This window comes from Sphingosinicella sp. CPCC 101087, assembly GCF_004151485.1.
Lineage (GTDB): Bacteria > Pseudomonadota > Alphaproteobacteria > Sphingomonadales > Sphingomonadaceae > Allosphingosinicella.
Window position 1 is genome coordinate 156600 of the sequence record NZ_SBFF01000005.1, and the last position, 14678, is coordinate 171277.

11 protein-coding genes are annotated in these 14678 nt (G+C 68.3%); 6 read left to right on the top strand and 5 right to left on the bottom strand.

The window, feature by feature from the left end; genetic code table 11:
* Nucleotides 1–7: 7 nt before the first annotated feature.
* Both EKM57_RS09500 and EKM57_RS09505 read right to left on the bottom strand, forming a co-directional pair.
* A complete protein-coding gene (locus tag EKM57_RS09500) occupies nucleotides 8–1330 on the bottom strand; it encodes an amidohydrolase (RefSeq protein ID WP_129792262.1) in 1323 nt (440 codons plus the stop codon).
* A gap of 11 nt (nucleotides 1331–1341) precedes the next feature.
* Nucleotides 1342–2001 (bottom strand): DUF4893 domain-containing protein, encoded by a 660-nt coding sequence (locus EKM57_RS09505; protein ID WP_129792263.1) that lies wholly within the window; start codon nucleotides 1999–2001, stop codon nucleotides 1342–1344.
* A gap of 150 nt (nucleotides 2002–2151) precedes the next feature.
* Here EKM57_RS09505 and EKM57_RS09510 point away from each other — a divergent pair, with 150 nt between their 5' ends.
* On the top strand, nucleotides 2152–2622 hold the full coding sequence (locus EKM57_RS09510; RefSeq protein ID WP_129792264.1) for a peptidase S1: 471 nt from the start codon (nucleotides 2152–2154) through the stop codon (nucleotides 2620–2622).
* Nucleotides 2623–2637: 15 nt separating this feature from the next.
* Here the strand turns inward: EKM57_RS09510 and EKM57_RS09515 are convergent, their stop codons facing one another.
* Nucleotides 2638–3420, bottom strand: a complete 783-nt coding sequence (locus tag EKM57_RS09515) for a 3-hydroxybutyrate dehydrogenase (RefSeq protein WP_129792265.1) — start codon at nucleotides 3418–3420, stop codon at nucleotides 2638–2640.
* 99 nt (nucleotides 3421–3519) lie between these two features.
* Here EKM57_RS09515 and EKM57_RS09520 point away from each other — a divergent pair, with 99 nt between their 5' ends.
* From EKM57_RS09520 to EKM57_RS09540, 5 genes are all read left to right on the top strand, one after another.
* Complete coding sequence (locus EKM57_RS09520; protein WP_129792266.1) at nucleotides 3520–4422, top strand: neutral zinc metallopeptidase; 903 nt, start codon at nucleotides 3520–3522, stop codon at nucleotides 4420–4422.
* 294 nt (nucleotides 4423–4716) lie between these two features.
* Nucleotides 4717–7053, top strand: coding sequence for a TonB-dependent siderophore receptor (locus EKM57_RS09525; RefSeq protein WP_243450981.1), 2337 nt, complete (start codon nucleotides 4717–4719; stop codon nucleotides 7051–7053).
* Between the two features lie 19 nt (nucleotides 7054–7072).
* Nucleotides 7073–7756, top strand: coding sequence for a Fe2+-dependent dioxygenase (locus EKM57_RS09530; RefSeq protein ID WP_129792268.1), 684 nt, complete (start codon nucleotides 7073–7075; stop codon nucleotides 7754–7756).
* An 11-nt stretch (nucleotides 7757–7767) separates the two neighbouring features.
* Nucleotides 7768–8916: a PepSY domain-containing protein gene (locus EKM57_RS09535; protein WP_129792269.1), complete on the top strand. Its 1149-nt coding sequence runs from the start codon at nucleotides 7768–7770 to the stop codon at nucleotides 8914–8916.
* A gap of 261 nt (nucleotides 8917–9177) precedes the next feature.
* A complete protein-coding gene (locus tag EKM57_RS09540) occupies nucleotides 9178–9768 on the top strand; it encodes a YdeI family protein (protein WP_129792270.1) in 591 nt (196 codons plus the stop codon).
* Here EKM57_RS09540 and EKM57_RS09545 read toward each other — a convergent pair.
* Nucleotides 9746–11122, bottom strand: a complete 1377-nt coding sequence (locus EKM57_RS09545) for a cytochrome P450 (RefSeq protein ID WP_129792271.1) — start codon at nucleotides 11120–11122, stop codon at nucleotides 9746–9748. The two genes, EKM57_RS09540 and EKM57_RS09545, sit on opposite strands and share 23 nt — an antisense overlap.
* A 116-nt stretch (nucleotides 11123–11238) precedes the next feature.
* Nucleotides 11239–14676, bottom strand: coding sequence for a chromosome segregation SMC family protein (locus EKM57_RS09550; protein WP_129792272.1), 3438 nt, complete (start codon nucleotides 14674–14676; stop codon nucleotides 11239–11241).
* Nucleotides 14677–14678 lie beyond the last annotated feature (2 nt).

Consider the following 14678-nt stretch of genomic DNA (forward strand, 5'->3'; position numbering starts at 1 on the left):
GCCGCGATCAGGGCCGGTTGCCGAAGACTCCCAAGGCGGCGACCACCATCGCCTCGGTGGCGGTCGCGATGGTCGGTTCCGGATCGGGCGCCCAGAACGGGCTGTGTAGCGAGGGCAGCTCCGCAATGTTTCCGTTCGCCGCGTCCCAGCGGTCCTGCGGAACCCCGCCTACCCAGAAGATCAGGCTCTCCACCTGGGGATCGGCAAGATGGTAGCGCGAGAAGTCCTCGCCGGCCATGACCGGTGGCACCTGCCGGACGCGGTCCTCGCCGAAATGCTCGCGGAACAGGGTGGCGGTGCTTTGGGTCAGCGTGTCCGTATTATGCGTCGCGGGAGTGAAATCGCCTTCGCGCAGCGTCACCTCCGGCATCCGGTCTTCGGGAATGCCCCCGGCAATCGCCTCGCCGCGGACGACCCGGCGGATGCCATCGAGCAGCTGCTGGCGGATCTCCGGCGTGTAGCTGCGCACGGTGAGCAGCAGCTTGACCTCGTCCGAGATGATGTTGTGCTTGGTGCCGCCCTGGAAGCTTCCCACGGTCACCACCGCCGAATCGAGCGGATTGAGCTCGCGGCTGACGAGCGTCTGCAGCGTGGTCACGATGCGGCTGGCGAGCACGATCGGATCGCGGGTCGTGTGGGGATAGGCGCCGTGGCCGCCGAGGCCCCGAACGCGAATGTCCACCGAATCGACATTGGCCAGGGCCGGTCCGACCGAATAGCCGATCGTTCCGGCGGGCAGGCTGGCGGAATCGTGGAAGGCGATGGCGTGCGTAGGCTTGGGAAATCGCGTGAACAGTCCGTCGTCGAGCATCGCCTTTGCGCCCTGGCCGATTTCCTCGCCGGGCTGGGCGACCATCACCAAGGTACCGGACCATTGGTCGCGCATCGCCACCAGGCGCCTCGCTGCGCCGACCCAGGCGGCCATGTGGGTGTCGTGTCCGCAGGCGTGCATGACGCCGCTCTCGACCCCGGCAAGGCTGGTGGCCCTGGCCCGGCTGGCGAAGGGGAGGCCGGTCTGTTCCTCGACCGGGAGGGCATCCATGTCGGCGCGCAGCATCACCACCGGCCCGTTGCCGTTGCGTAGCACGGCGACGACACCGGTCTTGCCGACGCCGGTCGTCACTTCGAAGCCGAGCCGTCGCGCCTCCTCGGCGAGCAGTCCCGCCGATCGGGTCTCCTGCATGCTGAGCTCGGGATTCTGGTGCAGGTCGCGATACAAGGCAATCAGGTCCGGCAGGTCCTGACCTATCGCCTGATTGAGTTCCTGAGCGAGCGCGGGGGTTGTGATCGTCGAAGCCATAAGCATGAGTGCCAGCAATCTTCTCTTCATCAAGACCTTCCTCAGCGGCCGGTGGCCGGGATCAGCTCGATCACGTCGAGCAGGGATTCGAAATGGGGATAGGGCAGGACCAGCCGCCAGCGGGTATCCCCGACCCGCTCGACCAGGCCGATCATGTCACGTTCGTCGTCGACGCCATATTCGTAGGCACGCCCCTCGTCGCCGAGCTGCAGCGTCCCGAGGAATATCATGCGCCGGTCCACATCGGCGAACAGCCTTCCGACCGGCCGCTGCGATCCGGTGAGCTTGGTGAAGCTTGTTCGCTCGCCATGGACCTCGATCCGGCAGTGGAAGGGCGGGTAGGACACATAAGCCAGCCCCTCGCCGGACCTCGCACCGATCTTGATGGTGCGGCAATCATAGTCGCCCGGTGGCGGCGCCGGTTCGGTGAGCGCGGCGTCGGGATCGAGCAAGGCTCCCTCGCGTGCAATCTCGTCCACGTGGCCGGCCGCGCGAGCTTGCTCCAGGGCATCGATCCAGGCCTGTCGCCAGTCGCGCAGCCGGCGCCGATCCTCGTCCGTCACCTCTGCCCGCCAGGCAGCCGTCAACGGATCGCAAGGAGGGGTCAGCGAAGGAGGGGGTTGCGCAGACGGCGCCAGCGATGGCTCGGCCTGCGCGGCCGCGCAGGCGGCAAAGGCGGCGGCGATCAGGATGCCGGACATTGCGCCAGCTAAGCCGAAGCGGACGGACCGGGCAAGGGCGCAGGCCAAATCCACCCACATTCCTCGCTTACAGTCTCCATTGCGGCTCCGCCGATAATGCGACAGATTGAGAATCGGCCGGCGCCTGCCGGTCAGCAGGGGGAAGAAATCATGTCCATCAACCGCGCATTCGCCGCAACGGCGGCTTGCATCCTTGCCTCCGTTCCGGCGGCCGCACAGGATATCAATGCCGAGCCGAATTACGGGGTCGTCAATCTCAGGGCCGGCTTCGAGCCCGACCCGCAAGTGGTGGCCGTCCGCTCGGGCGGGGAGATCAACGCCCAGTCGGTCAGCAATAGCTGCCGCGGGTTCATCTCGAGCTCGCCGGACGTCCGGCTTGTCTACACGTCCGGCACCTATCCGCTGATCATCTCGGTGCGCGCCGACGCGGACACCACCCTGGTCGTCAATGGCCCGGACGGATCCTGGTCGTGCGACGATGACGGCGGCGAGAACGGGAACAATCCCGCGGTCCGATTCAACCGTCCCGCGAGCGGCCGGTACGAGATCTGGGTCGGCACCTACGGCAATGCCAGCCTCCAGCCCGCGCAGCTCCACATCTCCGAGGTGTCGAGCCAGTAAGGCGTGAAATAGGGGCTATTGCGCGGTCCAGCCGCCGTCCATCGACAGGTTGGCGCCGGTAATCGCCGCCGCTTCGTCCCGGCACAGGAACAGCGCCAGGCCCGCGACCTGATCGACGCTCACGAACCGCTTGGTCGGCTGGGCGGCGAGCAGGACGTCGTTCATCACCTGCTCGCGGGTGAGGCCGCGGGTGCGCATCGTGTCCGGGATCTGGTTCTCGACCAGCGGGGTCCAGACATAGCCGGGGCTGATGCAATTGGCGGTTATCCCCGCTTGGGCGACCTCCAGCGCGACCGTCTTGGTCAGCCCGGCTATTCCGTGCTTGGCCGCGACATAGGCCGACTTGTTCGGGCTGGCGACCAGGCTGTGTGCGGAGGCGGTGTTGATGATCCGGCCCCAGCCCTTTTCCTTCATCGCCGGCAGGGTCAGCCGGATGGTGTGGAAGGCGGCCGAGAGGTTTAGAGCGATCACCAGGTTCCACTTGTCGACCGGAAAGGCGTCGACCGGCGCGACATGCTGAATGCCCGCATTGTTGACGAGTATATCCACCGGGCCGATCTCGTCGGCGGTTCGGCGGACCAGCCGCTCGACCGCCTCGGCGTCGGTAAGGTCGGCCCCGTCATAGCCGACCTTTGTCCCGCCGCCGGCAATCTCGGCGCGGGTGGCTTCGATGGAGGCGGCATCGCCGAATCCGTTGAGCATGACGTTCGCGCCGGCGGAAGCGAGCGTCCGGGCGATGGCCAGTCCGATGCCGGACGTCGAGCCGGTGACGAGCGCCGTCTTTCCCTGTAGAAACATGAACGACCTTTCAACTGAGGGTCCGACCTTTCGCGTCTCGCGGCGTCGAATGCAACCGCCGGGCGAGGCGCGCATTCGGGCTGCTGAAGGAGAGCCCTGATGCGTTTCGGCAATCGAAGGACGAGCAGAAACGTCGAGAGCCGAAGCGGCGACGGCGGAGGCGGCGGGCTCGGCGGACTGGGCGGCGGCGCCGGGATGCTGCTCGGCATGGTGTTCAGCCGATTTGGGATCGGTGGAGTCGTCGTGCTGGTGCTGATCATGTTCCTCGTCGGCGGAGACCCGCTCGGGCTGAGCGGCGGGGGCCAGCAGGCGGTTGCGCCGCGGACTGGGAGCCAAGGGGCGCCCGCGGCGGCCGAAGTGTGCGAGAGCGACCCCGACCGGCGATTCCTTTGCCAGGTGCTGGCGTCCACCGAGGATCATTGGTCGCAGATGTTCACCGCGGCGGGCGCGACCTACGCGCCGCCGCGCCTCGTCTTCTATCCGGGGCGCACGCGGACCGAGTGCGGTTCCGGGCTGGCGGAAATGGGACCGTTTTACTGTCCCGCGGACCAACGCATCTATCTCGATACCAGCTTCTTCGACGATCTTGCGCGCCGCCATGGGGCGCCCGGCGACTTTGCCCAGGCCTATGTGATCGGCCATGAGGTGGGCCACCACGTTCAGACTCTGACCGGGACCGCCAACGCCATACGACGCGCCCAATCCAGTGCGTCGGAGCGTGAGTCCAACGCCCTTCAGGTGCGAATGGAGCTGCAGGCGGATTGTTACGCCGGCGTCTGGGCGGCGCGGGAACGCAATGCCGCCATGGAGCCGGGCGACCTTGAGGAAGGAATGACCGCGGCTGCCGCGATCGGTGACGACGCACTGCAGCGCGCCGGTCAGGGCTATGTGCAGCCGGAAAGCTTCACGCACGGCAGCTCTGCCCAAAGACAGGAAGCCCTGATGCGCGGCTATCAGGGCGGCGATCCCTACGCCTGCGACTCGTACACCACCGGAATTTGATCGCGGCCGCGCGGGGGCGCTTGGCCGGGCGACGTACGCTTCCGGCCTGCCCCGGCAAATCACGACCACCACTGGAGCTCTAGTCGTCGTCACGCCCGGCGCCTGAGGCGAATCGCTGCCCCTTGACTTAGTCGCTGCGAACCGTTCTCAACATGCTTGACTCTATTGAGAATGAATTGCAGTAGCGTCGCAGGCGAGAAGATTGCCGGGATAAGGGGACAAATAGTGGATCTGGTTAGGACCCGGACGGGCGTCGCTGCGCCGGTTTTCCTGGCGCTTGGATGCGTCGGCTTCATGTCGTCGCCGGCGCTCGCCGAGGATGCGCAGACCGACGTCCAGCAACGCGGCAATCCGGACATCATCGTTACCGGGACGCTGGGCGACCCCGAGCTGGAATCGCCCAAGGCGACCGCACCACTGCTCGACACCCCGCAGACGGTTACCGTCATCAGCGATCAGACTCTTCGTCGGCAGAACCTACTGACGCTGCGCGATGCGCTGACGACCATCCCGGGGATCACCTTCGGCGCCGGCGAGGGCGGCGGCGGCTATGGCGATTCGATCAACCTGCGCGGCTACAGCGCCAATAACGACATCACCGTCGACGGGGTGCGGGACAGCGCCCAGTACAGCCGCACCGACCCGTTCAACCTGCAGCAGATCGAGGTCTATAACGGCGCCAATTCGGTCTTCAACGGATCGGGCTCGGTCGGCGGGACGATCAATCTTGTCTCGAAGGTCCCGCAGACGGACAATCTCACCATTCTCCAGGCGAGCGTCGGCACCGACGAATATTATCGCGGAACGGTGGACGCCAATCGCCGGCTGTCCGACTTCGTCTCGGTCCGGCTGAACGCGATGGTCCACCGCAACGACTTTCCCGGCCGGGACTTCGAGGAATATGAGCGCTGGGGCGTCGCGCCGGCGATCACCCTCGGCATCGGCGGGGCGACCAGCCTGACGCTCGCCTATCTCCACCAGGAGGACGACAATGTCCCGGTCTACGGCGTCCCCTTCTACCTGAACCAGATCAACGAGGGCCCGCTCGAGGAGGCGAACGACAGCGACTATTTCGGCTATCGCAACCTCGACCTGCAGGAGATCACGGTCGACCGCCTGACCGCGACCTTTCACCACCAATTCGCGCCGAATGTAGCGGTCCGCAACCTCACCCGCTGGCAGCGTGTCGGCCAGTACAGCCAGACGAGCGCGCCGCAGGGGACCTTCTGCCTGTCGACCACCGGGCGGCAGCCGGTCGCCAACCCCACCGACACGGTCGGCCTTGCCTGCCCGGACGGCCTGGCGCCCGGTTTCTGGCAGCCCTCCGGCCCGCGCGGCCTGGTCCGCGATCAGGAGAATCAGCTGATCCACAACCAGACCGATCTCACCTTCGTGTCGGGCGAGAACGGCCGCCTGCGCAACACATTGGTGGTCGGCGGATCGATGACCTGGGAGGATTATCGGATCGAGACGGCGTCGCTGCCGCGCAATGCGGACGGATCGGCGGCAACGCCGCTGCCGATCGAGAGCATCTCCAATCCCTCAGGCATCTATGCCGGCCCGATCAACTATACGGTGACCGCCCGGTCGCGCAGCGACAGCTGGAACGCCGCCGTCTACGCGTTCGACACGCTCGAGATCGGGGAGATGTTCGAACTGAACGGCGGGGTGCGGCTCGAACGCAACGAGGCGGACTTCCGGGTCCTGCCGCTGCCATTCTACCCGCCGGGCACCAATCCGCCGACCGGGGCCGATTTGGCGCCGCGGCGCAGCGAGGAGACCTTGTTCTCCTACCGCCTGGGTGTGGTCTTCAAGCCGAGTCCGTCTACCAGCCTCTACGCCGCCTTTGCCAATTCGCGTACACCCTCTTCGGCCACCGTTCGCGCCGGTTGTACCAGCGGGTCCGGAGCCGGACTTGTCGACTTCTGCGACGTCGCGCCGGAGACGGCCCGCAATTACGAGATCGGCGCCAAGGCCGACTTGTTCGGCCGCCGCCTGCAGCTCACCGCCGCGTTCTTCCGCAACGAGCGCAGCAACTTCCGCGTGCCTTCCAATGAACCGGGCGTGCCGGATCCGCAGGTGCTCGACGGCCGCTCGCGGGTGGACGGAATCGCGCTGGGCGCCACCGGCTACATCACGCCGGTCTGGTCGATCTTCGCCAACTACACCTATCTGGACTCGGAGGTGCGGCAGAGCGTTTCCGACTTCTGCCTGGTCAATCCCGGGTCGACGGACTGCGACAACAGCGTGGACCTGCCAGATCCGCAGGCCGGCGACCGGCTGATCCAGACCCCGCGCCATTCCGGCAGCCTGTTCACCACCTACCGGTTGCCGTTCGGGCTCGAGGTTGGCTACGGCCTCACCTATCAGGGCCGCTTCGCCACCCATCAGCGCAACCTGCTGCAGCGCACGCAATATTTCGCCGACGATTTCCTGATCCACCGCGCCTTTCTGGCGTACGCCTTCGGTAACGGCCTGACCGCCCAGCTCAACGTGCAGAACTTCACCGACGAGCGCTACTTCACCGGCGTCCGCAACAATGTGAACGGCGATACCGGCCGCATCACCGGCGGCTGGGCGACGCCGGGCGAGGCGCGGTCCGCGGTGTTGAGCCTGTTCTACAGCTTCTGAGCTGCTAGGCTTCGGATCGATGATGATCGCCGTCCCGGACCTGCTCACCAAGGAGGAGGTGGCGCGCGTCCGGTCCCTCGTCGACGCCGCCGAATGGGTCGACGGGAATGCGACATCGGGGCACCAATCCGCGCTCGCCAAGCGCAACCTGCAGCTTCCGGAGAACAGCCCGGTGGCGCGCGAGGCGGGCAAGCTGGTGCTGGACGCGCTCGGGCGGTCGGCCTTGTTCATCGCCTCGGCCCTGCCGCTCAAGATCTTCCCGCCTCTGTTCAACCGCTACGAAGGGGGCGGCGAGTTCGGCGTCCATGTCGACAACGCCGTGCGAATCCACCGCGAGAGCGAGTTCAGGGTGCGCAGCGACCTGTCGGCCACCTTGTTCCTCGCCGAGCCGGACAGCTATGAAGGCGGCGAGCTGACGGTCGAGGACAATTTCGGAGTCCATTCCGCCAAGCTCCCGGCCGGCCACCTTCTCCTCTATCCCGCCTCGAGCCTGCACCGCGTCGAGCCGGTCACGCGCGGGGCCCGCATCGCCTGCTTCTTCTGGGTGCAGTCAATGGTTCGGGACGACGCCGCGCGGACCCTCCTGTTCGATCTCGACCGGTCGATCCAGTCGATCGCCGCCGATCGAGGGCAGGACGACCGGGAGATCATCCGTCTTACCGGGATCTACCACAACCTGCTCCGCCGCTGGGCGGACAGCTAGAAAGAGCGTCCATGGCCCGATCGACCACCCTGCGGCTGCGCGGCCTCTGGCTCCAGATCCATAAATGGATCGGCCTCATTCTGGCCGTCCTCATCATTCCCGTGTCGCTGACCGGCTCCGCTCTGGTCTGGCACGACTGGCTCGACGAGACGCTGAACCCCGCTCGCCACGCAGTCAGCGGTCCTCCGGAGCTTTCGCCCTCGGCTTATGCGGCCGCCGCAGGCCAGGCGCTTGGGCCGGGCGAGCAGGTCATGTCGATCCGCTATGCCGAGGGGGAGGGGCCGGTCCAGGTGGTCGCGGCGAGGCCGCCGCAGCCCGGCGAGGGGCGGCCGGTCCGGACCAACGTCTGGCTCGACCCGGCCGACGGACGGGTACTCGACGTGGCGGCCAGCAACGAAGGCGCGGTTCGCTTCCTCCATGTCCTCCACGGCAGCCTTATGATTCCCGGCCTCGGCCGGCAGATCGTCGGGTGGGTGGGCGTGGCGATGCTCGTCTCGTGCCTCACCGGCCTGTGGCTATGGTGGCCGATCACGGGCAGCTGGCGGCGCGGTCTGCGCTGGAAGCGGCAGAATTCGACCAATGCCAACCTGCATCACCAGACGGGCTTCTGGATATTGCTGCCGCTGGCGATGCTCTCCTTCACCGGCGCATGGATCTCCTTCCCGGCATTTTTCGGGCAGTTCGAGGCGAGCCGGCCCAAGGGCAAGAGCAATGGAGGCGGCGCGGATCGGATGCGGGCCATGCGCGCGCGGCCGCTTGCCGATCCGCAGACCAGCCCGGACCGCGCACTCGAGCTCGCCCGCCCGCACGCCACCGGGCCCCTGGTCAGCATCGGCTGGCCGACCGACCAGGCACCGGAATGGAAGGTCGGCTTCGCCCGCGAACGCGGCGCGGCCGAGGTCGAGGTGGCCGATGCGGGCGGCGAGGTCACGCCGCCGCGGCCGCCGCGCGCCGAAACGACGGCACGGCTGATGCGGCGCTGGCACGACGGCGTCGGCATGGGCTGGCTGTGGCAGACCATCATCTTCATCGGCGGGATCATCCCGGCCGTGCTGGCGGTCACCGGCATCGTCATGTGGCTGCGCAGCCGCGGCTGGCGCGCGAAGCTGAAGCGCAAGCGGCGCGGACGCGCCGAGCCGGTCCCCCAGCCGGCGGAGTGATGCCGACCAGGATGGTCATTGCGAAAAGCGTGGCGACGAAGCAATCCAGCGAGACTCGACCATTGCACTGGATTGCGTCGGCGCGCTCGCAATGACGATTTCGTCAAAGTCGGAAGGACTGGGACGAGCTTCCATTCCCTTTTCCGCTCATCCTGAGTAGCCGCAAGGGTCGGCGACATGATCAGGTGCGAATTTCCCCGGTATGCCGCAGCCATGTGCGGGCACACGGGGACCTGATCATCGTATCGAAGGACGATGTAGGTGAGCAAGACCCCGGCCTTCTTCGCGACCGAGGCGGATTTCCGCCGCTGGCTCGCCGCCAATCACGCCGGAGCGGACGAGCTGCTGGTCGGCTTCTGGAAGAAAGGAAGCGGCAAGCCCTCGATCGACTGGCCGCAGGCGCGCGATCAGGCCTTGTGCTTCGGCTGGATCGACGGGGTGCGCAAGTCGCTGGACGCCGACAGCTACATGATACGCTTCACGCCGCGGCGGCCCGGCAGCATCTGGAGCAAGGTGAATGTGGAGCGTTTCGAGGCGTTGAAGGCGGCGGGCCGGATGACCGAGGCGGGCGCGCGCGCCTTCGCCGGCGGCCGGGAGAATCGGAGCCATTATTCCTACGAAAGCGAACCGAGCGCGCTTTCTCCCGAGGAAACCGGCTTGTTCAGGAAGAACGCGGCAGCCTGGGCGGATTGGGAGAAGAGACCGCCCGGCTATCGCCGGATGGCGCTGCACTGGGTCACGAGCGCCAAGCGGCCGGAGACGCGGGCGCGGCGGCTCGCAACTCTGATCGAGGACAGCGAAGCGGGCCGCAAGCTCGGCGCCATCGACATCAGCCGGAAGAAACCGGGCTGATCCGGAGCGGCAGGCCGCCGGCCGGGCGAAGCGTCACCATCCCCGACGGCCGGACCTCGCGCCCAGGAACGGGCTGGAACCGCCACCGCGCCAGCCAGTGCGCCAGCACCGTCAGGGCCTCGGCCATGGCGAAGCGGGCGCCGACGCACAGGCGCGGCCCGCCGCCGAACGGGAGATATTGGAACCGATGGCGTTCGACCCGGCCGGCGGCGAAGCGGTCCGGATCGAAAGCGTCGGGCTCGTCCCAGAGCTTGCAATGGCGATGAATGAGCCAGGGCCAGATCGAGATGAAGTCGCCGGGCGCGACCTCGGACTCGCCGATCCGGTCGGCTTCCACCGCCTGGCGGTCGAAGCGCGGGACGGGCGGATAGAGGCGCAAGGATTCCTCGAGCAGCCGGCGCAGCAGCGGCAGGCGGTCGGGCAGCTCGGGATCCTGGCTGCCGACGGCGATCGCCTTGCGCGCCTCCTGTGCCGTCTGCTCCTGCAGCTCGGCTTGCTCGGAAAGCAGGAACAAGGCCCAGGTGACCGCATTGGCCGTCGTCTCGTGCCCCGCCAGGTAGAAGGTCGCGGCATTGTCGACCGCGAGCGCCAGCGCTTCCCTGGGCTCGAATCTTTCATTGAGCGCGCGGATGAGCTTTCCGAGGAAATCGTCCGGCCCGCCGTCCGGCAGGCGATCGCGTACCACGGCGGTCAGCGTCGAGCGCAGGAATCGCTGCCCACGCCGTCCGGCGAGGCCGCGAAGGCTCAACGGGATCAGCGGAAGGCCGAGCAGCACCTGGAGCCGCGCCTCGCTCACACCTTCGAGCGCCGCGGTGATATGGGCCATCGCGGCATCGGTGGTCAGACGCGGGTCGCCGGCGAACAAGGTGTCGGAGATCACCCGCATGGTCGTTGCGGTCGCTTCCGCGGCCATGTCGCGCACCCCGCCTCGATCCCATCCTTCCGCCGCCGCCGAGGCGGCGCCCGCGAAGGCGGGAACCAGCGTATCGACTGCGGCCGGCGCGAAATTGGCGGCGACGATCCGGCGCTGCTCGCGCCACAGCGGCCCGTCCGAGCTCAGCAGGCCGCGTCCGATGGTCGGGACGAGCAGCTTCTTGACGAGGTCGGGTTTCACATAATTGGCGGCATTGTCGAGCAGGACGTGTTGCACCAGGTCCGGGTGCAGCGGGATATGGACATTGTGGCCGAACACGTTGCGCTTGAAATAGTCGAGCTCGAAGGCGCGTTGCGACCACCCGTAGACGGCGGTGCGCGCCCGCTCGCCGAAGAAGCCCCGCCAGACCGGCACCGGCCCGGCAGTGCGCCGCGGAAAGGGCGGGACGTAAAGGGCGTTGCGGTTCGGCACGTCCATCATGTCTCCTAGCTCCGTGCCACGGAAAGCGCACGCAAACGAACGCGCCGCGGCCCGCCCGGGTCAATATAATCGAAGATCGTAATCCTGCCGCTCGTCGGCCGACAGGAGGGCTGGGCCTACTCTGCCGCCAGCAGCTTCTCGGCGCCGCCCAGATCCACGCTGACGAGGCGGCTCACGCCCTTCTCGATCATCGTCACGCCGAACAGCCGGTGCATCCGGCTCATCGTCACCGCATTGTGGGTGACGATGAGATAGCGTGTCTCGGTTTCGCCGACCATCCGGTCGAGCAGGTCGCAGAACCGCTCGATATTGGCGTCGTCCAGCGGCGCGTCGACCTCGTCGAGGACGCAGATCGGCGCCGGATTGGTGAGGAACAAGGCGAAAATCAGAGCGACCGCGGTCAGCGCCTGCTCGCCGCCCGAAAGGAGGGTGAGGGCGGAGAGGCGCTTGCCCGGCGGCTGCGCCATGATTTCGAGGCCGGCCTCCAGCGGATCGTCGGATTCGACCAGCTCGAGATGCGCCTGGCCGCCCTCGAAGAGGGTCGTGAACAGGCTGCGGAAATGGCGATCAACTTCCTGGAAGGCGGTGAGCAGGCGCGCGCGCCCCTCCCGGTTGAGGCTGCCGATCGAGCCGCGCAGGCGGTGGATGGCGACGCCCAGCTCTTCGCGCTCTGCCTGGGAGGCGGCGCGATTCTCCTCGAGCTCGGCGAGTTCGGTCTCGGCGACGAGATTGACCGGTCCGATCCGTTCGCGTTCCTGGACGTGCCGGTCGAGCCGTGCCGACTCGACCGCCACTTCGGCGATCTCCGCTTCCGCGAAGCCCAGCTTCTCGGGAAGGAGTGGCGGCGGGCATTCGAACTTCTCGCCGGAGATGCGCGCCATCTCGGCGCGGCGGCTTTCCTGATTCTCGGCGCGAGCGGCAGCGCCGGCGCGGGCCTCCCGCGCGGCCGCAAGCGCTTCCGCGGCTTCGGCGAGGCGGGCCCCTGCCTGCCGCAATCTCTCCTCGCCGTCGCGCTCGTGCGCCGCCGCGGCCTGCGCGGCCTCGGAGGCGTCGATCGATTCGTTCGTCAAGGCTTGGAGCCGTCGCTCCAGGTCCTCCGGCGCCTCGGCTAGGCGCTGTGCCTCGGCCTCGGCCTCGGCGATCCGGCGGCCGAACGCCTCATGCCGTTTCTCGGCCTCGGCGACGCGGGTCCGCCACTCGGCCTGCTCCTGCGTGGCGGCCTCTGCGCGCTGACGATCGGCGGACACGGCGCGCGCATGGGTTGCAGCCTCGGCGCGGACCTCGGCCAGCGCCTGCTGCGCCTTTTCGGCCGCCGCCCGAAGCTCGGCGACCCGAGTCTCGGTCACCGCCGGATCGGGCAGGGTGGCCCATAAGGATTCTGCTTCATCGAAGCTGCGGCGGGCCTCGCCGACATCGGCCTGGGCCCGCTGCGCGCGCTCCGCGAGGCCGGTGCGGCGGAGCTCCAGCCGCTCCATCTCGACCGTCGCCGCATCTTCGTCACGATTCGCCTCGCGAATGGCGGCGGCGGCCTGCGTCTCGCTGCGTCGCGCCGCGTCGGCGGCATCGCGGGCGGCGTCCATCGCGACGCGAGCCTGCCGGGTTCGCTCCTCGGCCGCCTCGACGGCGGCGGCGGATCGCGGCAGTGCCGCTTCTATCTCGGCGAGCCGGTTGACCCGGATCAGGCGCTCTGCGGCGGCGGCGCCGAGGCCGGTGGCGATATAGCCGTCCCAGCGACGCAGCCGGCCTTCGCGCGTGACCAGCCGCTGGCCGACGGCCAGCAAGGCCGACCCGTCATCCCCGTCGGCGACGGCGATCTGGCGAAGCCGGCGAAGCAAAGCGGACGGCGCCTGGACACGGTCCGACAGCCTCTCGCAGCCCGGCGGAAGGTTTGGGTCGTCGTCGGCGGGCTCGGCGCCGGCCCAGCGCCGCGTGCCGTCGTCGCCCAGAGCGGCATCGAGATCGTCCCCCAGAGCGGCGGCGAGCGCCCGCTCATAGCCGGCCTCCGCCTTGACGTGATTGATGGCGCGGTCACCGCCGGAATTTTCCAGCGCCTTGACCAGGGACTTGGCTTCGGACTGCAGCGCCGCCAGCGCCGCGCGCGCGGCGGCCGCCTCGCTCTCCGCCGCATCGCGAGCGGCCGCGGCCTGCTGGCGCGAAGCTTCGGCCGCGCCGATCGCCTCGCCCGCTTGCTCGAGACGGGCCTCGGCTTCCTTGCGCCGCGTTCGCGCCGCCTCCAGCGCCTCGACGAGTGGCGCTTCGTCGCCAAGCGATCCGATTTGCTCTTCGAGCTTCCGTGCTTCGGCCTCGACGCGCGCGAGCTTCTGGCGCGCGGTCTCTAGCGCCGCTTGTGCAACCCGCGCCTCCGCCTGCTCCGCCGCCTGCACGGCCCGAGCCTTGCCGAGGGCCGATTCGGCCTCGCGAGCGGAATCCTGCAATTCGACCGTGCGAATCTCGATCGTGCCCCGTCGCCTCTCCGCATCGGCGAGACGATTCGCGATCCCCGCCAATTCCTCGTCGAGCCGGGTGAGCGCGGCGGCCGCGTCGGCACGCAGCGCCTCCTCGCGCATCCGGTCGGCAGCGAGCGTGCTTCGCCGGTCGGCCAGCTCGTCGATGCGGCGGCGCACAGTGTCCCGTTCCGCCCGCAGCGTGGCAAGCCGGTGGCCAAGCTCGGATGCGCGCTCGCGTGCCGCTTCCGCCGCCTTGCGCTTGTCCGCCAGCTCGGTGGCGGCCTGATTCTGCCAGGCGGCGGCGGCGCGCTGCGCTTCGGCAGTCCGCTGGACGGCCGTCTCGGCAACCTGCGCCTCCTTCTTCGCCGCTTCCGCCGCCTCTGCCGCTTCCTTCCAGCGGGCGTAGACCAGCCGGCCTTCGGCGATCCTTATCTGTTCGGAGAGCTTGCGGTAGCGCTCGGCGGCGCGTGCCTGCCGCTTGAGCGCGGCGCCGCGCTGCTCCATGTCGGAAAGCATCTCGTCGATGCGCGTGAGATTCGTTTCCGCCGCTCGCAGCTTCTGCTCGGCGTCCTTGCGCCGGACGTGCAGCCCGGAGATCCCCGCCGCTTCCTCGAGCAGAAGGCGCCGCTCCGTCGGCTTGGCGGCGATCACCGCGCTGATCTTGCCCTGGCTGACCAGGGCCGGGCTGTGCGCGCCGGTGGCGGCGTCGGCGAACAGCAAGGCGACGTCCTTTGCCCGCACGTCGCGGCCGTTGACCCGATAGGCCGAGCCGGCGCCCCGCTCGATGCGGCGGGTGATCTCGACCTCGCCGGCGGGGACGCTGGCGTCGCCGCCTACGTCTTCGGCTTGCCGCTCGACGAGCATGGAAACCTCGGCGAAGTCGCGCGAAGGCCGAAGCGCCGTGCCGGCGAAGATGACGTCGTCCATGCCCGCGCCGCGCATCGACTTGGCCGAGGATTCGCCCATCACCCAGCGGATCGCCTCGAGCACGTTGGATTTGCCGCAGCCGTTCGGGCCGACGATGCCGGTCAGGCCGGGTTCGACCCTCAGCTCCGCCGGCTCGACGAAGCTCTTGAACCCGGAGAGCTTGAGACGCTTTACCTGCACTT